The 24,285-nt window shown below is 44.4% G+C and carries 21 protein-coding genes, 1 other RNA gene and 1 pseudogene; 8 read left to right on the top strand and 15 right to left on the bottom strand.

Annotated elements, in window-relative coordinates:
• Positions 1–28: 28 nt before the first annotated feature.
• On the bottom strand, positions 29–751 hold the full coding sequence (locus I3248_RS03440) for a Bax inhibitor-1/YccA family protein (protein WP_238062564.1): 723 nt from the start codon (positions 749–751) through the stop codon (positions 29–31).
• Positions 752–1,274: 523 nt separating this feature from the next.
• On the opposite strand from I3248_RS03440, the gene I3248_RS03435 reads away from it, so the two are divergent.
• Together I3248_RS03435 and I3248_RS03430 are read left to right on the top strand one after the other, a co-directional pair.
• Positions 1,275–2,399, top strand: coding sequence for an NAD(+) kinase (locus tag I3248_RS03435; RefSeq protein ID WP_238062563.1), 1,125 nt, complete (start codon positions 1,275–1,277; stop codon positions 2,397–2,399).
• A 34-nt stretch (positions 2,400–2,433) separates the two neighbouring features.
• A complete protein-coding gene (locus I3248_RS03430) occupies positions 2,434–2,745 on the top strand; it encodes a DUF1315 family protein (protein WP_201556922.1) in 312 nt (103 codons plus the stop codon).
• 268 nt (positions 2,746–3,013) lie between these two features.
• On the opposite strand, the gene I3248_RS03425 is transcribed toward I3248_RS03430, so the two are convergent.
• The 5 genes and pseudogenes from I3248_RS03425 to I3248_RS03405 form a co-directional block, all read right to left on the bottom strand.
• Positions 3,014–3,388: a HopJ type III effector protein gene (locus tag I3248_RS03425; RefSeq protein WP_037059813.1), complete on the bottom strand. Its 375-nt coding sequence runs from the start codon at positions 3,386–3,388 to the stop codon at positions 3,014–3,016.
• Between the two features lie 172 nt (positions 3,389–3,560).
• A pseudogene (gene csrA / locus I3248_RS03420) lies at positions 3,561–3,728 on the bottom strand (carbon storage regulator CsrA); the annotation flags it as partial.
• A 442-nt stretch (positions 3,729–4,170) separates the two neighbouring features.
• Entirely contained in the window at positions 4,171–5,457 is a 1,287-nt protein-coding gene (locus I3248_RS03415; RefSeq protein ID WP_025647011.1) for an aspartate kinase, read from the bottom strand.
• 284 nt (positions 5,458–5,741) lie between these two features.
• Complete coding sequence (alaS, locus tag I3248_RS03410) at positions 5,742–8,414, bottom strand: alanine--tRNA ligase (protein ID WP_238062562.1); 2,673 nt, start codon at positions 8,412–8,414, stop codon at positions 5,742–5,744.
• A gap of 138 nt (positions 8,415–8,552) precedes the next feature.
• A complete protein-coding gene (locus I3248_RS03405) occupies positions 8,553–10,313 on the bottom strand; it encodes a TIGR00341 family protein (RefSeq protein ID WP_238062561.1) in 1,761 nt (586 codons plus the stop codon).
• A 273-nt stretch (positions 10,314–10,586) separates the two neighbouring features.
• Between I3248_RS03405 and I3248_RS03400 the strand changes: the two genes are divergently transcribed.
• The gene (locus I3248_RS03400) at positions 10,587–10,799 is read left to right on the top strand and encodes a hypothetical protein (protein WP_025647008.1); all 213 of its coding nucleotides are present in this window, start codon (positions 10,587–10,589) and stop codon (positions 10,797–10,799) included.
• Between the two features lie 168 nt (positions 10,800–10,967).
• Here I3248_RS03400 and I3248_RS03395 read toward each other — a convergent pair whose 3' ends face one another.
• Positions 10,968–12,473: a L,D-transpeptidase family protein gene (locus I3248_RS03395; protein ID WP_238062560.1), complete on the bottom strand. Its 1,506-nt coding sequence runs from the start codon at positions 12,471–12,473 to the stop codon at positions 10,968–10,970.
• Positions 12,474–12,908: 435 nt separating this feature from the next.
• Between I3248_RS03395 and prmB the strand changes: the two genes are divergently transcribed.
• Both prmB and aroC read left to right on the top strand, forming a co-directional pair.
• Positions 12,909–14,102: a 50S ribosomal protein L3 N(5)-glutamine methyltransferase gene (gene prmB / locus I3248_RS03390; protein ID WP_238062559.1), complete on the top strand. Its 1,194-nt coding sequence runs from the start codon at positions 12,909–12,911 to the stop codon at positions 14,100–14,102.
• A gap of 94 nt (positions 14,103–14,196) precedes the next feature.
• On the top strand, positions 14,197–15,303 hold the full coding sequence (gene aroC, locus I3248_RS03385; RefSeq protein ID WP_238062558.1) for a chorismate synthase: 1,107 nt from the start codon (positions 14,197–14,199) through the stop codon (positions 15,301–15,303).
• A 143-nt stretch (positions 15,304–15,446) separates the two neighbouring features.
• On the opposite strand, the gene I3248_RS03380 is transcribed toward aroC, so the two are convergent.
• Entirely contained in the window at positions 15,447–15,713 is a 267-nt protein-coding gene (locus I3248_RS03380) for a hypothetical protein (protein WP_238062557.1), read from the bottom strand.
• Between the two features lie 122 nt (positions 15,714–15,835).
• Here I3248_RS03380 and I3248_RS03375 point away from each other — a divergent pair, with 122 nt between their 5' ends.
• On the top strand, positions 15,836–16,930 hold the full coding sequence (locus I3248_RS03375; protein WP_025643888.1) for an RNA-guided endonuclease TnpB family protein: 1,095 nt from the start codon (positions 15,836–15,838) through the stop codon (positions 16,928–16,930).
• A gap of 111 nt (positions 16,931–17,041) precedes the next feature.
• On the opposite strand, the gene creC is transcribed toward I3248_RS03375, so the two are convergent.
• Positions 17,042–18,808: a two-component system sensor histidine kinase CreC gene (creC, locus tag I3248_RS03370; RefSeq protein WP_238062556.1), complete on the bottom strand. Its 1,767-nt coding sequence runs from the start codon at positions 18,806–18,808 to the stop codon at positions 17,042–17,044.
• Positions 18,808–19,578 (bottom strand): response regulator, encoded by a 771-nt coding sequence (locus I3248_RS03365; RefSeq protein ID WP_238062555.1) that lies wholly within the window; start codon positions 19,576–19,578, stop codon positions 18,808–18,810. The genes creC and I3248_RS03365 overlap by 1 nt, the downstream gene beginning before the upstream one ends.
• 279 nt (positions 19,579–19,857) lie before the next feature.
• Between I3248_RS03365 and I3248_RS03360 the strand changes: the two genes are divergently transcribed.
• Both I3248_RS03360 and ssrA read left to right on the top strand, forming a co-directional pair.
• On the top strand, positions 19,858–20,529 hold the full coding sequence (locus I3248_RS03360; RefSeq protein WP_238062554.1) for a dienelactone hydrolase family protein: 672 nt from the start codon (positions 19,858–19,860) through the stop codon (positions 20,527–20,529).
• 196 nt (positions 20,530–20,725) lie between these two features.
• Positions 20,726–21,084, top strand: a transfer-messenger RNA (tmRNA) gene (gene ssrA / locus I3248_RS03355).
• 260 nt (positions 21,085–21,344) lie between these two features.
• Here the strand turns inward: ssrA and I3248_RS03350 are convergent.
• From I3248_RS03350 to I3248_RS03330, 5 genes are all read right to left on the bottom strand, one after another.
• Positions 21,345–21,584 (bottom strand): hypothetical protein, encoded by a 240-nt coding sequence (locus I3248_RS03350; RefSeq protein WP_201556888.1) that lies wholly within the window; start codon positions 21,582–21,584, stop codon positions 21,345–21,347.
• 233 nt (positions 21,585–21,817) lie between these two features.
• Complete coding sequence (gene rplI, locus I3248_RS03345) at positions 21,818–22,333, bottom strand: 50S ribosomal protein L9 (protein ID WP_238062553.1); 516 nt, start codon at positions 22,331–22,333, stop codon at positions 21,818–21,820.
• Positions 22,334–22,353: 20 nt separating this feature from the next.
• Positions 22,354–22,584: a 30S ribosomal protein S18 gene (gene rpsR / locus I3248_RS03340; protein WP_010198808.1), complete on the bottom strand. Its 231-nt coding sequence runs from the start codon at positions 22,582–22,584 to the stop codon at positions 22,354–22,356.
• Positions 22,585–22,600: 16 nt separating this feature from the next.
• Complete coding sequence (rpsF, locus tag I3248_RS03335) at positions 22,601–22,987, bottom strand: 30S ribosomal protein S6 (protein ID WP_025645577.1); 387 nt, start codon at positions 22,985–22,987, stop codon at positions 22,601–22,603.
• 279 nt (positions 22,988–23,266) lie between these two features.
• Entirely contained in the window at positions 23,267–24,277 is a 1,011-nt protein-coding gene (locus I3248_RS03330) for an RDD family protein (RefSeq protein WP_238062552.1), read from the bottom strand.
• Positions 24,278–24,285 lie beyond the last annotated feature (8 nt).

Below are 24,285 nucleotides of genomic sequence, written 5' to 3'. Positions count from 1 at the left end.
AAAAGATGAGTAGCAAATAGCCTTAACACTAGTCTTGTAAGTAGCTTAGCAGACGCATAAATTCGATATACATCCACACAAGCGTTGCGAGGATACCGATGCTAAATAACCACTCGTAGTCTTCAGAGATACCCGCTGCTACGCCGCGATCGATATTATCAAAGTCAAGGAGGAGGGTAAAAGAAGCAATAACAATGACAAACAAGCTAAAGCCGATTGCAATAGCGCCACCTTCAAACAAGAAAGGTAGGCTTGAGCCAAAGGCTAGAGATAGTATCCACTGCGCCACGTAAACGAGCATAATAGCAATAAGTGCTGAGGTGACAATCGAACGGAACTTTTGTGTGACTTTCACCAGACCAGAGCGATAAAGTCCTAGCATCACTGCCGCGGTGACGAAGGTTGCGCACATAGCAGTGACAGGTAGGCTTGGGTACATACGCATGAAGAATAGCGAGATACCGCCCAAAAATATACCTTCGAGTAGGGCATAAGGGACAGCTAAGGTTTTGGCTTTTTTGGGCTTAAAAGTCATAAAAACAGCTAAGCCAAAGGCGGCAAACATGCTACCAAAAGCGGCCATAGTGATAAAACCTTGTGACAGTCCTGCCATAAGAGCATAAAAGAAAAAGCCTACGCCCGTGATAGCCGCCAGCCCAAGTAACATATTGGTCTTTTGGATGACACCTTTGACGGTCATAGGCTCGCCGCCGACCGCAAATTCTGCGCGGCTGACAATAGGATTAGCCATACATATATCCTTAATATAAAATAGTATAAATCAACGTTACTTTAGCAAAACCGGGATTATTGTCAACTGTCTTTGCGTGACTCATATCAAGGCTTAGCCTTGATATCCTCTGCTTATTGCTAAGGGTTAGCGAGCAGTCACAAGAAGGCACTACTAAGCGCTAAAACAGCGCTACTAACTATAAGTAAAAATGAATCACAGCAAATCAGCTAATGGTTAAGTCGGTCAATAAAAGCCCTTTTAAAAAGGTCATTTAAGACAAATCATTCAGCTAAAGTGAGCGTCTAACCTTTTATAGATGGGGTCGATTACGACAGTTAACAACGATGATTGGTAAAACATGCTAGTTTAACGCTTTATTTATCGCTATCATTAGCTTGATAGTTTATGACTAAATCAGCATTAGACTTTTTAAGTTTGTAGGTTGTCATCTAAAAACCCTCTTTTGATGCTGTTAATTATAAAAAGTCGATGTCATTGCATCACTTACCTTTGCACTTCTTTAAGTTTGTCGAGTCGCTTTATGGAAAACTCAGCGCAGTCAGCCCGATTGCCACACTTGCACGAATCAGAACTGTTTCACGCCATCAAAAACCCAGCCTTTCGCCGCATTGGTCTGATGGGCCGTGCCGGCAAGCGCAGCGTTATTGAGAGTCTCATTCAAGTGGCAAGCACAGTTAACGAGATGAATCTAACGCTGATTATGGATGTGCAAACCGCCAATCTACCGACTTTAAATTTAGTAGATATCGAAAAGGTAAAAATCGTCAAGCGCAGTTTGATCGGTGAGATTTGTGACTTAGTGATTGTCGTCGGCGGCGATGGCTCTATTTTACATGCCGCTGAGGCATTGGCGCGGTACCGGGTTCCTGTGCTTGGGGTCAATCGCGGTCGCCTTGGGTTTTTGGCAGATGTGAAGCCCAATGAGGTTGCCTTTAAATTAAAGCAAGTATTAATGGGGAACTATCAGCTCGATCATAGGTTTTTGCTGACGATGGAGATACGCGAAGGCGACAATATCTTGCATGAAGATATGGCGCTCAACGACATTGTATTACATGCGGGCAAGTCAGTACACATGATTGACTTTCAAATGAAAATTGACGGTCAAGACGTCTATCGTCAGCACAGTGATGGACTCATTGCCGCGACTCCGACGGGCTCGACAGCCTATGCACTCTCGGGTGGCGGGCCTATTATCCATCCTAGCATGGATGCGATTTGTCTGGTACCGATGCATCCACATACGCTCTCAAGCAGGCCTATCGTGGTCAGTGGTAGTAGTGAGGTCTGTATTCGCATTCATGAGGACAATCGCACTCAGCCAATGGTCAGCGCTGACGGTAAACCTAGCGTACCTATTGAGCAGGATCAACGCTTATATATCCGTAAACATCCTGATAAGCTAACTTTGCTGCATCCACCAGGGTTTGAGTTTTATGAAGCTTGCCGTACTAAGCTGCATTGGAACGTACATGCCGAAGAGTTCAGTCTCGATAGCGATGACGATGATGACATTGAGATAGAAGGCATAGAGATAGAAAGCGTAGAGAGACAAAGTAATGACCACCATATTATTGAGGCTGATGCTCAAAGTACTACCCCTGAGCAGATAGATACAAACACCGATCGAGTCACTAAATTTTAGACAGGTTACAGATAGCTAGAGAAGAGGAGTGAAGATGAATAAAGAGACAGTACTAGCCAGTTTGACCCCGGAGATAGTAGATAAATTCCGAGTAGCCATTGAGATTGGTAAATGGCCAGATGGCCGTAAGCTAAGCGCTGAGCAGCGCGAAACGTGTATGCAAGCGGTGATGATGTGGGAGCACGAGCATCTAGAGCCCTCCGAGCGTGTCGGCTTTATTCATAAGCCTATCAAAGACGACGGCAGTATCGTGGGCGCGGAATGCGATGTCGAGCACGAACATCATTATCCTAATATGCCCAATCCTAAAGGCGCGATCCAACCGGTAAAATTCCGCGATAAATAATGCGTCATATTAGGGCGTGTCCCTAATTCAAGCGTTTATGACTAAATGGGCTAAAAATGGCTAAATCTTTGGCAAACGGTGTCAAATAGCTGGTCAATATCTTGATATTACCTGCGCTATTTTCCTTGTTTGCCTGCGATTTATCTCATTTTTATCACCATTTTTAAAATAGGGACACGCCCTAAAAGCAAAAATCCACACTATGATCATAGCGTGGATTTTTTGGTCTATGCTGTTATTTTATAAAACCAAACTTTTAGAACTAAGCTTACAAAGCAGTGGTATCGACAGTCGGACGTAGCGTTAAAGGATTTTTTTGCATCAAAAATCCTTGCCAACCCCAATGCAAGAAATTGCGGATATTGGCGTGATCCGTACCCTTAGGTGTGGCTAGCACTTTTTCATAATGCTCACCAAATAGTTTAAGGGTATCTAGCTGGTTTAGGCCATGATGCTTAGCAAAGCCAAAGACTTTGGCACTACCTTCGTTTTCGCCAGCGGCATTGTGCTGCATACCATTGACAAACGGCGCTGGGGAATAACGATAAAAATCGTCAATAAAGCTGATAACATCGTTAAAACCTATGGCTTTTTTATTCAAACCATTCAATAAAGCCGAGACATCGGATTGGCGGATGCTCATAGTAAATGACCTCAAAAAGATTAAAATTACAAAGAGTAAGCGCTTATAGGCAGAGCAGCCGTAACGGGTCTGCTATAAACGATAAAGCTCTATTTTAACGATTAAAATAGTCTTCGTCATCAAAAGAGGGCGCAAAGTTGCCTTGCTCGAGATGTTGCATCTGTGATTGTACCGTGCGCTCTTGCTGGATACGCTGGTAAATCTCTTCGCGATGTACCGCGATATCTTTTGGCGCGTTAACCCCTATGCGTACTTGGTTACCCTTGACGCCTAGCACAGTAACACTGACCTCATCACCAATCATTAAAGTTTCGCCAACGCGGCGAGTTAAAATTAACATGCGTCACACTCCTTATGTCGCAGTAAAGAACGATTACTTATCATATGACTTCTCAATTACTCAATATCACTGAATGAACCAGTATCGAGCTGTTTAAGGTTTTAATTCACAAGTAATTATACCGTCTAAAACAAGATAAACAGCTTCCATAACTATAGGTATCATTTTGCCCAAATGAACGCCCCATTATAAGTCCCATAGACCGTACTGTCACGGATTTTAACAATACTACTGGATAAAGCCGAAGTCTTGTGACTATTTAGCGCCAATAAAAGAGTAAGCAAGCAGCGCTATTATGGAAATTATGAGCATAATAGTCATAAAAAACAGAACCTTGATAGGTTCTGTCATTTTGTATATTAAAACTTATTTTAGCCGTTTAGCAAAATATCAGCGGTTAAGCGCAGATAAATAAAAAAACAGCTAGAATTTATGCTAGAACCTATTGTCCAGCAACTTTGCTCTCACCGTCTTCACGATCTAAGCCAAATGCTGTGTGCAAGGATTTGACTGCTTTTTCTAAGTGCTGCTCTTGGATAAGGACGGAGACCTTGATTTCGCTAGTAGAGATCATTTGTATATTGATGTTGTTCTCCGCTAAGGTCTGGAACATCAAGCTTGCAACCCCTGCGTGTGAGCGCATACCCACACCGACCAAAGATACTTTGACCACTTCGCTGTTACCTAATATCTCTTTGGCACCGATGTCGTCTTTGATTTCATCGTTTAGCACTGCCATGGCTTTGTCTAAGTCAGTACGGTTGACAGTAAAGGTGAAGTCAGTGGTACCTTGGTCCGATAGGTTTTGCACAATCATATCGATTTCGATATTGGCATTTCCAATCGGACTTAAAATAGCTGAGGCAATACCGGGGTGGTCAGGGACGCCGCGTACCACAATCTTTGCTTCATCACGGTTAAAGGCGATACCTGAGATAATTGCCTGTTCCATACTGTCTCCTTCGTCTATCGTAATTAGGGTGCCCACGTTATCTCTAAAATCATCGTCAAAGCTGCCATCGTTATTGTCATCGAAGCTCGATAGCACTCGTAAGGGCACACCGTATTTACCGGCGAACTCTACTGAGCGAATCTGTAAAATCTTGGAGCCAAGGCTTGCCATCTCGAGCATCTCTTCAAAAGTTATTTTTTCAAGTTTTTTAGCTTTTGAAGTGACGCGTGGATCGGTAGTGTAGACGCCGTCAACATCAGTATATATCTGACATTCATCAGCACCTAGGGCAGCTGCGATAGCGACGCCTGTGGTGTCTGAGCCGCCGCGTCCGAGAGTGGTAATATTATCGTGCTCATCGATACCCTGGAAACCTGCCACAATGACGACATTACCGGCATCTAGCTGCTGGCGGATGTTTTCATCATCGATGCTCTCGATACGGGCTTTATTATGTGAGGTGTCGGTCTTGATAGCGACTTGACGACCGGTCATTGAGCGCGCGCCAATACCTAGATCCTGAATGGCCATAGCAAGTAATGAGATCGACACTTGCTCGCCAGTGGAGACCATTTGATCATATTCACGAGGATCAGGTTGAGCGCTGATTTGACGTGCCAAATCGATGAGGCGGTTGGTTTCTCCGCTCATCGCTGAGACCACGACGACGACTTGGTGACCGTTATCATGCCAGCGTTTGACGCGTTTGGCGACGTTCTTAATGCGGTCAATACTGCCCATTGAGGTGCCGCCGTATTTTTGTACTATTAACGCCATAAGATTTTACCTATTCTGCATCCTCTATCAGCTATAAGTGTCCATTAAATCCAATCGTATTTTAATAAGCGAGCATCTTTAATGAACTTGCATAGTGATAGAGTCAATTAATATTTGAACGCTGACCTTTATACCATAATCAAAGCACAAATTTAAGTCGCCATGCCGCTTTGATATATGGTAATTAATTATCAATGCTATAACCAACTGCCATCTGTCAAATACAAATCAGATGTAAGTTAAGCGTTTTACTATAGAAACGAGCTAACTTAGCTTAATTGAGCTTAACTTAATTTAGCTTCGATCCAAGCGGGTAGTGCCTCTAACACAGTGCGAATATTGCCAGATTTTGGCGCGCCGCCTTGCGCGTAGTCAGGCTTACCGCCGCCTTTGCCACCAAGCTCACCTGCCAAGTGACGAATGATATCACCGGCTTTAATCTGCGCAGTCATCGACTTCGCTACGCTTGCAGCGAGTGCTAATTGCTCGTCTTTATCACCGACTAATACGATGATGGCATCAGGAAGCTTGGACTTGATATCGTCCATTAAGGGGCGGATAGATTTACCGTCAATACCGCTCAAAGTGCTGACCAGTACAGGCGTATCTTTGATGGTTTGCACCTCGTTCAATAAATCTGCCGCTTGACTGCTGGCGAGCTTTTGTTGCAAGCGCTCGAGCTGCTTTTCTAAATCGCGCTGCTTATCTGCCATGGTCTGTACGCGCGCGGCAACCTGTGGACGCTTAACTTTGAGTTGTCCGGCAAGAGTCGCTAGCTGCTGATCATTTTGTTGAACATACTTGACAGCGCCCATACCAGTGAGCGCCTCAATACGGCGAATACCAGCGGCGATACCAGATTCACCAGTGATCTTAAATAGGCCGATATCACCGGTACGCTGCACGTGTAGCCCGCCGCATAACTCAATAGAGAAGGGTTGGTTATTCCCATCGATAGTCATCTCGGTGCCCATGGTGAGTACGCGCACCTCGCTACCGTATTTTTCACCAAATAACGCCACCGCGCCTTTTTCCATGGCTTCATCAATAGCCATGTTCTCTATACAAGCTGGCGTATTGGCTTGGATTTGCTCATTAACCAAACGCTCAATTTGCGCAATCTCAGCTTGGCTTACCGGCTTATCATAAGCAAAGTCAAACCTTAGCACTTCACTTGAGACGAGCGAGCCTTTTTGGCTGATTTTATCGCCGAGTATATGACGTAGAGCCGCGTGTAACAGATGGGTAGCAGAATGGTTTTTAGCGCTCGCAGCACGGATGCTTGAGAGCACTTGCGCCTCTGCGCTTTGACCTGCGCTAACAGTACCCATGCTGACGACGCCATAATGGATAATGGCTTGCCCTGATTTTTTGGTGTCTTGTACGCTAAAGACGCCAGACTCGCTACGTATCTCGCCAAGCTCACCGACTTGTCCGCCGCCTTCGGCGTAAAAAGGCGTACGATCCAAGACGATAACGCCCTCGCTGCCTTCTGCTAGAGACTCGATCGCATTACCGTCTTGATAGAGCGCAGTAATATTGACATTATCATCGCTGAGCTGCTCGTAGCCAATGAACTCAGTTGGCGTCTCAACTTGGATGACGCTACTGTAGTCGACATCGAATTTGCCAGCATCACGAGCGCGATCGCGCTGCGCTTGCATCTGTTCGTCAAACTCTTCTTCATCGATGCTGATACCGCGCTCACGGGTAATATCTGCAGTGAGGTCAAGCGGGAAGCCGTAAGTATCATAGAGCTTGAAAGCGGCAGCACCGGAGAGGATATCGCCATCTTCTAAGCTCTCAAGCTCGCTGGCGAGCAGACGTAAGCCTTGGGCTAAGGTCTTGGCAAACTGTGCTTCTTCTTTTTGAATAGCGGCTTCAATGAGGCTTTGTTTGTCTTTTAGCTCAGGATAAGCATAGCCCATTTCACGGACTAAAGGCGCTACCATCTTATAAAAGAACTCGCTCTCAGCGCCAAGCTTATTGCCATGACGTACCGCTCGGCGAATAACTCGGCGCAGCACGTAGCCGCGGCCTTCATTACTTGGCATCACGCCATCAGCGATCAAAAAGGATACGGCACGGATATGATCAGCAATCACCTTTAGTGAGGATTGCTGCTCGTTGTCAATCTCTAAAATAGTTGCCGCAGCGTCCATCAAGTGGCTGAATAAATCGATTTCATAATTGCCATGCACGCCTTGCATAATAGCGCTAATGCGCTCAAGTCCCATACCAGTATCGACACTAGGGGCGGGTAGTGGCAGCATGATGCCGTCTTTTTGGCGATTAAACTGCATAAACACGCAGTTCCAAATCTCGATATAGCGGTCGCCATCTTCCTCAGGCGTACCAGGCAAGCCGCCCTCAATCTCAGGGCCATGGTCATAAAAGACTTCGGTACAAGGGCCACAAGGACCGGTATCACCCATTGTCCAAAAGTTATCAGAGGCGTAAGGGGCGCCCTTATTATCGCCGATACGGATAATACGCTCCGCTGGCAGGCCAATCTTAGTGTGCCAGATATCAAAGGCTTCGTCGTCAGTCTCATAAATAGTGACGTAGAGACGGTCTTTGTCGATAGCTAGCCATTCAGTCGATGTCAAAAACTCCCAAATATAAGCAATGCCGGCTTCTTTAAAATAATCACCAAAAGAGAAGTTACCGAGCATCTCAAAGAAAGTATGATGACGTGCGGTGTAGCCGACGTTATCTAAATCGTTGTGCTTACCGCCTGCCCGCACACATTTTTGTGAAGTGACCGCGCGCGTATAATCACGCGATTCCATCCCCAAAAAAGTCTCTTTAAACTGATTCATACCGGCGTTGGTAAACAGTAAAGTAGGATCATTATGCGGAATAAGGCTCGATGAGGAGACAGGGGTGTGCTGCTTGCTTATAAAAAAATCGATAAAAGCTTGACGAATCTCGGCTGTTTGAGATGGCTGGCTCACAGCGGCTCCTTACAAAAAATGGTTTTAAGATAGTTGTAGAATATTAAATTTGCCCGCGATTTTAGCACATACCGCCCTCGTTGAACATTCGCAAATAGTCACTGTGAGGGCTAATACACTAGCAGTCATAAACAGTCGTTAATTGGTCAAGATGGCCGCGTCTGTCTTATCTAGTTTATCGGTAACTAATGGATTGGCTTCAATGACTTGTACAGGTAGGTAGCGCAGTTGTAGCTTAATGGGTAGATACTCCGGAAAGTTCTCTACCATATCAGCGGTGATGAGCGCCTCAATTTGCTGGACATCGTAAGAGCTAGGAGTCGTCTCGCCGCGAATAATAGCGCGCACGATTTGGTTCTCATTCGAGGTCTCAAATTGAGTGTTGGTCAGTACATTGCCTTTGTCGATAAAATAGCTGTTTATCGCCTCTTTAGTGCTGCTCTCAAAGACTTGCTGCTTAGCATTGGTTTGTAGATTGATAGTCAAATAAGTACCGAGTCCGGCAAGTAGTAATAAGGTCACTGCATTGCGGCGTAAAAAAGTCAGATAAGTGTTTGATTGATAATCATCATCGACTAGGCGGCGAAAGCCAAGTAGCCAGAGCACTAAAGCGTTGGTAAATTGAATAGCGATAATATTAGTAATAGCTAACAATAGCGCCCCAAGACCTAATTGCATCTCGCTATGAGCGAATAAAATACCGCTTGCCGCTAGAGGAGGCACCAAAGCAGTGGCTACCGCGACGCCTACGACCGCGACCGATAGATGTGGTGATACCATCGCATACGCGCCAGCTGTGCCGCCAGCTAGCGCAATCATTAAGTCCATAGAAGTGGGCTGAGTACGCGATAAAATCTCAGCGGTCAGCGGTTGATCGTTATGCAGCAGCCCGATCAAAAAGCCTACGAGCACCACTAAAGAGACGCCCGCGATGACCGTAAATAGCGACTTCCACAGTAGCGGCATACGGTAGTCAATAATCGCGAGCGCCACGCCAGTGATAGGTCCTAACATCATCGCCACTAGCATCGCGCCGATGACAACCGCTGCAGAATTAGTCACTAAGCCATAGCTTGCGATAATGGCCGAGAGGATGTTCATAATAAAATACATCTTACTCGGTAGGGCATTGGCCTCGATTTTGACGCGTACTTCTGGATAATCGACTTTTTGGTTACTAAACTGTTCAGCGACAAACTGCTTATAAGACTCAAGCTTGGCTTCTTTTTTCTCTTGTACTTCCTCTTTTGCGTTTTCTTCCTCTGCAGTACTCTTAGAGTCGTTCTCGCTTTGCTTAGAATCTATATTGCTAGCGTCTGTGTTGCCGGATACCTTTGCTGTCTCACTGTTTTCTATATACGCTTCATCAACACACATCGCTTGCTCATCTGATTGATTACTATCGACATCAGCAGTGTCGCCATGGGCGCTAGTTCCTGAGTCATCGGTAAGGGCGTTTTCATCAGCTGCTTGGGTATTAGCAGTGACAGTGGCACTGTTGGCTTTAGTAAATACTAAGTCAGCCATTGCCAAGTGAGCAAAGTCGATGTTAGAAAAACTGACGTTAGAAATGCTAAAGTCCGCAGCTTCTAAGTTGACAGCTTGAGCTTGCGCCATCTCAGGTGTGATATCTTCAACCGTCGCGACAACCACTTCTTCGCTAATAGCCGTCATCGTCACTTTCGCGTCAGAATGATGATGTCCTGCTTCTGCGGTATTTATCTCTTCACTTTCAGACTCTAAGGACTCGTTGTTATCAGCATGCTCGCCAGCGTCGTCGACGTCGACACTATTATCAAAATTACTATCATTACTATTAGGGGTAGATGCAGGCTCTTGAGCGTTCTTGTTGTCAGATTTATTAGAGTCATTAGAGCGGCTAGCAGGGTTGGCGGTCATAGTATTGGACTTTCTCAAAGGCAAGAAGAAAATCACTATTGTAAAGACAAATAGGGGAGAAAGTATAGATTTTTGCGACAAGCGAGCTCTGAGTAGCAGAGTAAGCGGTAAAGTAAGTGTTTTTAATACGCTAGATAACTCCCTAATATTAGCATGGTTTTAGCGATTAGTCGCCTAGTTTTGGTAGCTTTGCTAGTTATAATAAAGACTTACTTTTTATGTGGGTTTAAGGTATAAAGTAATTATACCCACACAAAAGATAAGGATTAGACTATGAACTGGCCACTACTTTCTGTTGTTTACTCTATGGCAGCTACTGTCATCGTCGGCTTACTGATGATCGCCGCTTTAGTAACCGGCTTTAACGAGATACGGCATATTCAAATAGCCATAGTCATAGGACTACTAGTCGCTATTCCAGTCGGTTTATTTTTTACCAAAAAAATAGGCAGCATCACTGGTAATGAGGAAGGCTATAAGGCTTAAAGGCTATAAAGCTTAGATGTGTTTGGAGGGCAGTCTAGCTTGTAGACTTAGCAAGGGCTTTGGGTCTAAACGTTATGATTTAAATAAAAAAACAGCCTATGTGGAGGCTGCTTTTTTATTTTTGTTAAGACTGTTTTTGACGTCAGATATACGCTCGTAGCTCAGCCGTTATTGTAGCTCAACTGTCGCGCCATTTTCGATATTGGCGTAGACTTCTAGCACATCCCAGTTGGTCAAACGCACGCAGCCTGCCGAGGCTTGGCGACTGATGCCCTCAGGCTTCGGTGAGCCATGAATACCATAAGAAGGTTTTGATAGTCCCATCCATACCACGCCTACAGGACTATTAGGTCCTGGCGGCAGCATATGTACTTTCTTATCGTCACCTTTGCCAACGGTCGCTTTATACCATGGCATCTTGACTTTATTGATAATCTTAAAGCTGCCTTGCGGGGAAGGGGTGCTCGCACTACCGATGGTCGTCGGATAAGTGGCAACTAATTTATCACCGTTATAAGCGTATAACGTTTTATCCGCTTTATTAGCGACCATACGGTTGATACGTTGATTGAGAGGCTCACGATTGTTTAATACGGTGATGGTCTCGCCCGCCTTGTACGTTTTGTTTTTGTTTAACTTATCGAGATAGCGTACATCCATATGGAAGCGCTCGCCTAACATCTCTTTGATGTCTTGATAGTAAAGGCCTTTGACTTTTGACTTTGCCTCAGAGCCAGATGGCAATCTAGCAAAATTAGTATTTACATCATCTTCAGTAATGGTATAAGTGACTAGTACTGGCTTATTGGCAGGAATGTTTTTGTTAAGAGCATCCCAAGTTTTTTGATCCATTTTACCAGTAGCAGGCAGACCTTTCATGTTTTGAAAGTTGACGAGCGCCTTTTTACTATTCATACCCCAACCACCATCGATAGGGCCTGGTGAAGCATGGTTCCAGTCGAGAAGCGCTTGCAATTTAATCGTCATCGCTGAGTTGACGTTCATGTTGGGCGACCAAGTCGAGCCATTGACTTGCTTGGCATAATTGGATAAATCTAGCGTGGTATATCTCTTACCATTCTTATCCTCGATGCTCTTGATAGCAGACTCATCGCCGATGTTTTGGAGCTGTGCGCTATTAGTGACTTCAAAATTTGAGGTGTCCGCTGCCGCACTACTAGGGCCTGCTAGAGCCTGACCGTCACTAATATCATCAGTCGTATCAGACTGCTGGTCTTTACGGGTGAGCTCTTCTACGCTCATATTATCAGCGGCAACAGCGTTAGATGCCGTGTTGTTAGCAGCGATGTCTGTAGAAGCTATATCGTTAGAAGCTATGTCGTTAGAAGCTATGCCAGTCCCGATATTAGGCTGAGCGGCGCGCTTACTATCAATCAGTTGTCCCATTCTATCAGAGGCTGCCGGCGTACTCACTTGCGGCTGAGCATTGGTTGCTGAGTCGTTATTCGGCAAAGTGATACGCGCATCATTATCAACTGAGCTGCTACGACTCTCTTCTAGATTGATACCAGATAAGCTTTCGATATTTGGCAGATTGTCTACACTGTCTACAGGCAAAGTACGAGTATTGTCTGTCGGTGCAGCAAAGACAGTGGCACTAAGACTCAGCGTGGCAATAGAGATTGCAGTTACAATAGGTTTTATTTTCATCATAAAGGGTCACAATGTGGTGGTTATTATGGAAGTATTATGCGCATTATCTGGACGCTTCGCAAACTTTTAACCTCTCTTTTTGTAGTAATGAGCAGACAGACGTCAGGCGTTGACGCTTTAATGACTAGGGAGAGAGGATTGAGTCATAATATAAAGGGTATATTGCGCAAAACGGACGCTTAGCAAGAAGCGAGTAAGGTGCTTTCGAGTCAGGTACTATTAATGCAACTTATACTAAGCATGCTTCTATCATAACATAGTTGCTCTAGAAGCGCAGTTCGTCTGAGTAGAGTGCAACCGGGGATTTGCTATTATCAGTTGTAGGATTGATTGGCGTCATATTCGCTTTAAGTTTATAATGCTTTAAATCGAAACCAATAATTTTATGCTATCAACAAACCTTAACGCTATCAAACAAACCATAAAAGAGGCCGTATGTCAGACGAGCAGATAATGAGCGCAGAAGACTTTCAGCAGCAAAATCCAAATCAGTACGATTATGATGGTCACGATCTAGATGGACATGAGCTAAATGCTGAAGACACCGATCATAGCGAATTTGCTAATTTTCATAGTGAGCTTGAAGAGGCGCGTCAGCAATTAGTGACGATTCGCGATTTCATTCGTTTTTGTGTGACGCAATTGCGGAACTATGATGTGGTAGTAGCGCAAGGTACGACCGACGAATTCGCTGAGGCTTCTGCTATTGTTTTGCACTCTTTGTCGCTTGACTGGTCAGCAAATGAGCAAATATTAGACTGCCGTCTGACTGCCTCAGAGAAGCAAGCGGTGCTAGAGCTATTAGAAGCGCGTATCATTCAACGTAAGCCGCTTAGTTATTTGATCAATTTAGCGTATTTTTGTGATTTACCTTTTTATGTGGATGAGCGTGTGCTTATTCCGCGCTCGCCGATAGCTGAGTTGATCCGTCAGCAGTTCTATCCATATTTCGATGTCAATGAGCTTGCCAAGCCGATTGGTATCAGCAGCATAAACGCTGTGGATGCAGGCGAGTCAGCCACTAAGTTCTTCGAGCACGGCCTTGACATGAAGCAGTTGACACAGCCTGAGCGTATCTTAGACTTGTGCACCGGTTCTGGCTGTATTGCTATTGCGCTTGCGACACGTTTTGTCGATGCTTTGGTGGACGCCGCTGATATCGATAAAGGCGCGCTTGAGGTGGCGATGGTCAATGTTGATCATCATGATCTGGGGCATCAAATCAATGTGATTGAATCTGATTTGTTTGCTAAGCTCCCAAGCGACAATCAGTACGAGCTTATTGTCACTAACCCGCCTTATGTTGATGCGGCAATCATGGCTGACTTGCCGCCTGAGTTTCTATATGAGCCTGATCATGCGTTAGCCGCCGGTCAAGACGGCTTAGATCTAGTGCATAAAATATTATTTGACGCCGCTGATTACTTGACGCCAGAAGGTCTACTCGTCTGTGAGGTTGGCGATAGTGAATGGGCACTGATGCAAGCTTATCCTGATATTCAGTTTAATTGGTTAAAGTTCGCTCATGGCGGTCACGGTATCTTTGCGATCACTTATGATGACCTGTTAGAACACCGTGAGTCATTTGCCCATTATGTACAGCTTTTAGAGAGTCATCAGGTGCAATAATCAGTACCTTTTACCAGTAAAGAGGTAAGTGAAGCCAAAAGCGTAAGATGGACAGTAGCCCAATATTAATAGCATTGAGTATTGAAGGATAGACATGGCAGGTAATAGTATAGGAAAACTCTTTAGTGTCACAACTTGCGGAGAGTCGCATGGGTCTGGCCTGATGGCTATCGTCGATGGCGTGCCGCCAGGTATGGCGTTATCTAGCGAGGACTTGCAAGTTGATCTAGATCGCCGTAAACCTGGGACTTCTAAGTACGCAACCCAGCGCCGCGAGCCCGATGAGGTCGAGATCATCTCTGGCGTCTTTGAAGGTAAAACGACGGGTACTTCTATTGGCTTACTGATCCGTAATACCAATCAAAAATCTAAAGACTATAGCGACATTAAAGATACCTTCCGCCCCGGTCATGCCGATTATACTTATAGTATGAAGTACGGCTTTCGTGATTATCGCGGCGGCGGGCGCTCTTCAGCTCGCGAGACTGCCATGCGTGTGGCCGCAGGCGCTATCGCTAAGAAGTATCTGTCTGAGCGCTTAGGTATACAGATTCATGGACATGTGACGCAGATTGGTAATGAGTACAGCCAAGTCACTGATCCAAGCCAAATCGATTGGGAATTCGTCAATAGCAATCCATTCTTTTGCGCGGATAGCGAAGCAGTCGCGCGTTTTGAGACCTTAATCGATAGTCTGCGACGCACGGGCACCAGCTGCGGTGCTAAGCTTGAGGTTATCGCAAGCGGCGTACCGGTCGGGCTTGGTGAGCCGGTATTTGATCGCCTAGATGCTGAGATTGCCCATGCGATGATGAGCATCAATGCGGTGAAAGGTGTGGAGATCGGCGATGGTATGGCGGTCGCCGGTCAATTCGGTCATAAATCTCGCGATGAGATGACTCCGGATGGCTTTACTGCCAATCATGCTGGCGGTATCTTGGGCGGTATCTCCTCTGGGCAAGATATTAGCGTCAGTATTGCGCTCAAGCCTACTTCTAGTATTACCACCCCTGGCAAAAGTATAAACACCGATGGCGAAGCGATCGATATGCTAACCAAAGGCCGTCATGACCCTTGTGTTGGCGTACGAGCGACGCCTATCGCTGAGGCGATGCTCGCGATCGTCCTGCTGGATCACTATCTGCGTCACCGCGGTCAAAACGCGGATGTGGTCACGCCGGTTGCATCGATTACTGAATAGCTCTAAGCCTTGGGTCAGTAGCGAGCCTTTTATCTTTTATTGACTCTCATTAAAGGTAAAAGGTTTTTTTGTGCTTGTAACAGTGGTACGAGGTGCTCTGATGTTGATTCCCTATTAAGCGACTTTTGAGTAGTCATCAGTGGCTACGCAGCGTTGGTGTTTAAAGACCAATAATAGACCTCTTGCAAAAGTACCGTTTTATTAACCTTCGTTAACGGAGTATCAAGGGCTAGCAATGACTTATGCAAGAGATCTAATAGCTGCTGGCTAGGAATCGCAAGCCAGTGTCCAAAAGCAATACTTTCAATATTACTGTTAGCCAATAATTGACGACACTCCTGACGGCTATACCCTAAGTAAGGGTTTGTTGTATGAGCGGCTGTAGTATGAGTTGGAATGAGTTTTTTCATAGCATTTATCACCAGCGCCGTAAAACCACATCCTTCTAGGGCATGGATGTAAGGCGTCAACCGTTGTCACCTAAGATGACATCTACCTTGTCAACTCTGCTTATTGAGATCATAATCATTCTATGAAAACGCTCAAACTACGCACCAAAGACAAACATGCCAAGCAGCTCAATATCTTAGCTGGTGCGGTCAACTTTGTCTGGAATTACGTCAATGAGCTTAGTTTTAAACATCTTAAGCGCACAGGCAAATTCTTTTCAGCCTATGACTTGGCCACTTACACCAAAGGGGCTAGTGAATACCTAAATCTGCACAGTCAAACCTTGCAAGCGATCAGTGAGGTTCACGCTAAATCCCGTAAACAGTTTAAAAAAGCCAAACTCAACTGGCGTACTAATAATCCAAAAGCCAAGAGAAGAAGCTTGGGCTGGATTCCGTTTAAAAAGACTGCCATTAAGCACCTAGCAACCCGTCAATCAGGCAAGAAAAGCCTTAAGTCCACTATCCAACTAAGCCTCGCTAAGGGTAAAAAACTCACAATAGATCTATGGGACAGCTATAATCTAGCCCTGTACAGCATCAATACTCTGGAGCTAGTGCAAGACAATCGCGGCCACTGGTATGCCTGTATCACCGTTAAAGACTTTCCTAAGGTTAAAGGTGGTGATGGTAAGGTTGGTGTTGATTTAGGGTGTAAGGATGCTGCTACCAGCAGCCAAGGCGACAAGCTAACCATTAAGCAAACCCAGAAATGGGCTAAAAAACTTACCATTGCTCAAAGAGCAAACCATAAAAAGCGCGTAAAAGCCATTCACGCCAAGATAAAAAACACTCGTCAAGACTTAATTCACAAGTTTACCACCAGTCTGATTAAGGACAACGCCTTGATAGTGGTCGGTAAACTTCAATCAAGCTCATTTACTTCAAGCAAACTAGCTAAGTCTGTCTATGACGCAGGATGGTTTGAGATGAAGCGACAACTGGACTATAAATGCAAGTATGCAGGTTGTCACTATATCGAAGTTAATGAAAGTTACACCACCCAGACTTGTTCGTGTTGCGGCTCACGCCAAAACAGTCCGAAAGGTAGAGCAGATCTTGGAATAAGAGAATGGATATGCGAGTGCGGTGTCACTCATGACCGCGATATTAACGCGGCCAAAAACATTCTTGCGGTCGGGCTTGACCGTCTTGTAGAAGGAATCCCCTCCGTTTAGGGAGGGGAGGAAGTCAAACCTTAAATCTAGATAGCAAGTTTCGATAGAGCTATCGTAGAATATTGAGGTATGAACCCTGTGCAGAGATGATGGATGTTTAATGAATTAATCTTAGTTAGCCAAAGGTAAGATAATACGTACCAACACACCTTGAGAGGGACTGCTAAGGGTTTTAGTTGCTGTATGGTTTATATAGTCATCTACGTTATCGATACTAACGCTACCACCATGATGTTCAATCACTTGCTTGACTAAAGTTAAGCCAAGTCCCGTGCCTTTTTTCAAATGATTACCGTTTGCTTGAGGCGATTGTTTTTGATGCGAGAGGCTAAAATAACGATCAAAAGCTTTGGCGATAGCATAATCAGCAAGAGGTTGGCCGTCATTAAAAATATCAACCGTAACGCTGCTACTCGTAGTTGTCAGCTCGATACGCACCTCAGCATCAGCGAAATATATTGCATTGTCTAAGACATTTTGCAGCGCTTGCACCAACCAAAAGCGATCGGCTGCAACGGTAGTCTTGGCTAAGAGAGCAGGTGAGTAAACTTGCTCAGCGGCGATATGGTTTATCTGCTTATGATCAATAAGAAGCTTGATAGGGGTTAGATGACGCTGCTGAACCTTGACGCTACTGTCTTTTATTAAGCTAGTGAGGATAGGAGTTAGCGAGATAGCTTGACGGTTTAATCTAAAAGTGGGCTGCTCAACTTTCGCCAGCAGTAACAGCCGATCAATGAGCTGCTGCATTTTGATACTCTGCTCGCCAATCGCTTGGCTAAGCATCTGCCTATCGTCTAGATCTAGATTGTCATCTTCTAATAGCTCACCACTTGCGCGAATAGCGGTCAGAGGACTCTTTAGCTCATGAGTCAGCGTGTGTACATAGTCGCTAACGTACGCTCTATTCTCTAACCGATGTTTCATCGACTCGATAGTGTCGGTCAAGCTGTTGAGCTCGTGACCTAAATAAAAGTATGGCTTTTTAGTGTCCTCGGCAAGCGCGCTAGTATAGCGAGTCACAAGACTGATACTTTGCTGCAGCCACCAAGCGACAAGCCCTGCCAAAATCAGTGAAACAATACTAATAAGTAGAGTCGTGATCAGCATACGCTGGCGCGTATTATCGAGATAGGGTAAGACGCTATCGACCGGTTTACCGACACTGACCACGCCAATCAGGTGACCTAAATCATCCTTGATAGGCTGAGCGACATACATAATTGAGCTGCCGCGGGTGCTGTTAGTGTCAGGCGTACTGCGCGCGCCGTACTGACCTCTAAGGGTCAGATACACATCGTTCCAGCGGCTATAGTCTGCGCCTTCAGCATTATCAGATGCGGGTAGGGAGTCGTACAGAACGATGCCTTGACTATTGGTAACGTAAAGCCGAAAGCTGCTTGCCGTTTTTTGCTTATATTCAGGCTCATTATCTAGGTTATAAGCGGTTTTAGCCGTTTTACTTTTAATACTGTGATCTTTAAAGCCAGCGGGCTGAGCGATAAAAGCGCTATCTAACTGTTGTTGATAGGCGGTGTTTGATATTTGCCCTGATTGTACAGGCTCTTGGAGATTGGCAGCCATCATCTTACTGGTATCGAGCAAAGTATCTTCAATGACTTGCTGCGCGGTAGGCTTGACGTGCTCAAATAGCTGCGTAAATACCACAATGCCTGAGACTATCAGGATCAAAGCCACCGCTAACCAAATCCGAAAAAATATACTTAAATTTAGCGGCTGTTTAGGCTGAGCTTGCTGCTGAGACGTACCTATTGGATGCAGCTTAGTATACCAATTGTTTTGACTTACATCGCTATTGGCATCGGCATCGCTATTGATCTGCGTATCAGCACTATTTTTGTGTTTGAAAGTAGACATTAAGCAGGACACAGTCCATAGCCCAGACCACGATGGGTATGGATGACGTCGATATCAGGATGAATGCTGGCCAGCTGCTTACGGATAGATTTGACATGGCTGTCTATCGTTCTTGCCAAACGATGATCAGGATAATCGCTGATGGCATTTAACAGCTGTTCACGACTAAAGACTTGATTGGGCGCTTGCAATAAAGCCAATAAGATTTTGCGCTCAGTATTGCTCAGCTCAAGCTTTTGTCCATCCCAAGTCAGCGAATAGTTCAACGGCTGATAGTGCCAGTCTCCTGAGCTATAAGTATAGCTAACCGGAGATTGTGAGACTAAACCGGCATCATCTATAGTCTTATCAGACTCCTTATACTGACTAGATAACTGCTCACGTCGCCAAACCGCTTTTAATCTTGCCACTAATTCTCGCGGGCTAAAAGGCTTAGCACAATAGTCATCACCGCCCATCTCAAGCCCTAAGATACGGTCAACCTCATCGCTACGCGCGGTCAAAAATATAATCGGTACATCCTTTAAACTACCCAATTCAGAGTCATGACGAATCTGTTGGCATAAGCTTAGGCCATCACCGTCTGGTAGCCCCACATCCAAAATAATCGCTGATAACGCTTGTGCCTCTGGGTTATGCAAACGACGCAGCTCTGGCAATACACTACTAGCATTGTCAAGCCAAGTGATTTGCCAGCCTTCACGCTTACAAGTCACTTTGAGTGACATAGCGATAGCCGGATCGTCTTCTACTAAGAGGATATGAGTCATAGCGTTTTATCTTAATTGTTTTTGGGTGTCTAAAAGACAGCTACCGTATTTGTGAGCTTTGCCATTGAAAAGTCGCAGGCTAGCATCATAAATACAGAGAATTGTTAGCAGCATAATTTTTGTAATAAAGCTATCCTAGCATAGATAGCTGAGAAGACTATGTGATAGGCAAGCAAAGCGTATGAAAAACTTATGGATAATCACTCCGCTAAGAATCACAAGACTTGAAGATGCTTTGTAGGTAATAATAATTTGTCTGAACTGAAATAAGGAAATCGTATGAGTAATTATTTGGATGTGGTCACCGTAGAGCATAATCCTGCGAATAAGCCCATTGAGCGCGCGGTGATTTGGCTGCACGGTCTTGGCGCGAGCGGACATGATTTTGAGCCAGTCGTGCCGCAGTTGGGTCTCGATAATGATATGGCGGTAAGATTTGTCTTTCCGCATGCGCCGCAGATACCCGTAACTATTAATGGCGGTATGGTGATGCCGGCTTGGTACGATATTTTAGAGATGAGTCTTGATCGCAAAATCGACGTAGCACAAATCGAGAAATCCTCGCAGCAAATTCGCGATTTAATTCAGCGCGAGATTGAACGCGGGGTCAAACCTGAGCATATTGTCATCGCTGGGTTCTCGCAGGGCGGGGCAGTGGCCTACCATGTGGCGCTAAGCTATCCACAGCGCTTAGCTGGTCTTATGACCTTGTCTACTTATTTGGCAACCAATGATAGCCTAAGCTATAGTAATATTAATAAAGACTTACCGATTCTCATTGAACACGGCGTGCAAGATCCGGTAGTGCCAGTAGTATTAGGCCAGCAAGCCCAGCAGCTATTGACAGATAAAGGCTATGACGTTGAATTCAACACTTATCCCATGGCGCATCAAGTCTGTATGCCGCAAATCCAGAATATCGGTAAATGGTTAAATAAGGTTTTAGCTTAACCTTTTCTTATACATATTGCCTTATAAATAGTCTCTTAGCTATTGAAATCAGGTAAGTTGACCCTATATAGTAAGTAGAGTAATTAAGACAGATGAATAAGCTTTAAACGTAATAGCCGACCTGTAAATTAATGTAATAACTAACGGTTATAGGTTGAGTCAAAGCGGAAGTTAGTCTAAAATACTCAGTCTTATTGGGGATGTTCTGGCTTCGACGCTGGTGATGAAACTCAATGATGCATGTCGAGAGTGTATGTCCTCTCGTAAATCAAACATATATTGTTATAGTCGCAAACGACGAAACTTACGCTCTAGCAGCTTAAACCCTGCTTACTGCGCTGCCGATTACCTATAGTTGGTTAGCCCAGTTGAAGCGTCCGTATATAGGTTCGCCACAAGGGATTGTCTCAATCGCTTGGGTTCAAAAGTAGAGACTCGTCCAATCCATCCTGACTGTCGGATCGGTGCGGACTAAAACTAAAGACAGAAACTAAACATGTAGAGTCATGAGCGTAATGCTGGCGGACGCGGGTTCAACTCCCGCCATCTCCACCAAATACTAAAAATCCGGTCACTTCATCAAGTGACCGGATTTTTTTATGGTACAAGCTTTATTCTTTCAAGCTTTATTCTTTATAGTATTTAGGTGTGATGTACATGTTATTTACTACAAATACAAGATGTCAATACTAGAACGCTAGTATCAAGTACTATAGCTACTATATCTTAAAGCGACTAAGTAGTTTTAAAACGATTAAATATCAAAGCGGGTTTAGGCAAAACTAAGAATTATCTACCTACTATAGAAGTCTCTTCTAAGCGTAAATTTGGTTATTTAATTTATCAAAATGAGCATCTCTGACTTTGGTTGTCATAGTATCAAAATGAATAGAGATACCAGAGCTGTCTCTTTTAGCGTACCAGTATTCATCGTTACAGCCAGTTGGCAACTCAAAAAACTTGTCGTTGATAAAGTCGCCTACAGTATAGACGTGTCCTTCTGCATAAAAAGCATTGCCACTCGTACATACTAATTTATCACCAGTCTTAATCATGTTTGTTCTCCTACCAATTAAAACGAAGCACGCTATGATAGTAAAATTCATGATAAAAGAACATGGAGAAGGTGCTGAGCGGTTGAATGAGTATGCTGAACGGTAGTGTATGAAACTAAGGGTATGATATTTATAGTGTTTTGTTGAAGTCTAGTCAAATTCTATAGCCATATAAAAAACCAGCGACATAAAGTCACTGGCTTCTTTTTGACTTCGATTAGAGAATATAAATCTTACTCTTCAGAAGTCTCTTCGTTCTCATCAACGGCTTCTTCTTCAACGTCTTGGTCTTCGTCATCATTGTCTTCAGACAAGATAGTTACTAAGATACTAGCAGTAACGTCGTGATGTAGCTGAATATCAACATTGTATTCGCCAATCTGACGTAGTGTACCTTCTGGCAGCTTAATCTCAGCACGGTCTACCTCTAGACCCGAGTTAGTTAGAGCTTCAGCGATATCACGAGTACCGATAGAACCGAATAGCTTGCCTTCGTCACCAGATTTCGCACGCATAATAACATTAACGTCAGTTAACGCATCAGCACGAGTCTGTGCAGTAGCGACCTCGCGGGCTTCTTCAGCTTCAAGCTCAGCGCGGCGAGCTTCGAACTTTTCGATATTCGCTTTAGTAGCAGGAAGCGCTTTGCCCTGAGGGATAAGATAGTTACGTCCGTAACCTGGTTTTACATCGACAGTTTCACCGAGTTTACCAAGGTTGACGATACGCTGTAACAAAATAATTTGCATGAGTCACTCCTAGTTAACGGTTAACCCTGATGGTTGTCAGTGTACGGAAGTAGCGACAAGTAACGAGCTTGCTTGATAGCAGTGGCTAGTTGGCGCTGATATTTAGTAGACGTACCAGTAATACGACTTGGTACAATTTTACCATTGTCACTGATGTACTGTTTTAGCAGTTCAACATCTTTATAATCGATGTGAGTGATGCCTTCAGCAGTGAAACGGCAGAATTTGCGACGGCGATAGAAACGTGCCATAAGTATTCTCCTTTAATTAGTCTTCACTGTTGTTGTCATTGTTGTCTGAACGACGTGGCGTAGCTTTACGTGCGCGTTTTTCATCGGCGTTTTTAGCTAGCTGTGACTCTTCAGTGATTGCTTCATCACGGCGCATGACTAAGCTACGGATGATGGCATCGTTATAACGGAATAACTCTTCTAACTCTTCTAGAGTCTCACCGTCAGTTTCGATGTTGAATAACACATAATGAGCTTTATGAATCTTGTTGATTGGATAAGCCAGTTGACGACGGCCCCAATCTTCTAGACGATGGATGATACCATTGTTGTCTTGAACCAACTTGATATAGCGTTCAACCATGCCGACAACTTGGTCGCTTTGGTCTGGGTGTACAATTAACACCACTTCGTAATGTCGCATTTGGACTCCTTACGGATTAGTAGCTACCGGCCCTATGCAGGTAGCAAGGAGATTTATAAGGTAAACTTAGTCTCAGCTATTATTACACAGAGCGATAAGCTTAGGATATAAAGCGCAGTATTATAACAGTACTCAAGCGTTAACACAAAGGTTAATGCGGATAAAAGGAGTTAATTGTAGCGCTTATTATTTACAAACGATAAGGCTAGCCATAAAAAAAGTAGCGACTAAGCGCTACTTTTTGAAATATTGTAATTAGGAGACGTTAGTTTACTATAGTTATTTCACTTTAGGCTGTTTAACCAGCTGTTTGCTATCTGCTTTAACCACTAAAGTTTTGGCGAGTTTGTCGTGCCAACCGATATTTTCAGGGCTCTTTAATGCCATATAATAATGTACCCCGATAATTGCAAATGCAAAGAAACCTAGGATCATGAACAGTAGATAGTAAATGATAAGTAGCAATAAAGTACGAACAGCTATAAGTTTAGTAAAGGAGGGAAGAGTATGCGTGGTTTGATCTACGACCCGAATACCAGTAAGTAACTTGCCCAACGATTGCCCACGGAGCGAAATGAATATTAATTGTAATGCAAGCAAACCAAATATCAGCGCTTGCGACATCATCAAAGTACTGCTAGGAATAGTTTCTATTAAACTTGTAGAATACTCTAAAGCTTTATTTAAAGTTTCTACACTCTCGATATTCTGGAGCTTTGAATAGTCAATGTCTAACTTTGACCAAGCCATTATCATCGGAATGGAAGCTAGTATATAGACGAGAGCATTGATAACAGTCGCCAATACTCGCGACATGATAGGCGCAAGTACGACGTCGCCAATGACTTTGTCTTGGTTGGTGGCAGCTTTATTCAGCTGGGTTTTGTTTAATGAGACGTTGTGATGCGGGGTGTGGTGACGATTGGTCGTCATATCGGCCTTCACATTTTTAGAACGTTCAGGCTTACCATAGAGTCTATCCAAAGAAAGTTTTTTACCGTTCAAACCGTCTTGATTGGCGCTAGTATTAGTGTCATCAGAGTCTTCTGGAAAGATAGTGACGTTACTGATAATAGAGTCATCATCACTATCATTAACGGTTGTATTATTCATGGTCGGGCGATAGTAAGGTTGATTGGCTGTCAAGTCACCAAGCCGTTGCCAGTTTGCTAAGCCTTCATGCCACATCAAATCATCAAGCACCACCTCGCCTGAGGTAAGCATGATATTGAGCTGATCTAGAGTATAAGGGCCTGCTTGGACATTATTTCGAGCAAGAAAAATTTGCATAATGAGTG

The sequence above is a fragment of the Psychrobacter sp. Ps3 genome (assembly GCF_022129275.1).
GTDB lineage: Bacteria > Pseudomonadota > Gammaproteobacteria > Pseudomonadales > Moraxellaceae > Psychrobacter > Psychrobacter submarinus.
The sequence above is the reverse complement of the archived record's forward strand: the minus strand, read 5'-3'. Positions and strand labels throughout refer to the sequence as shown.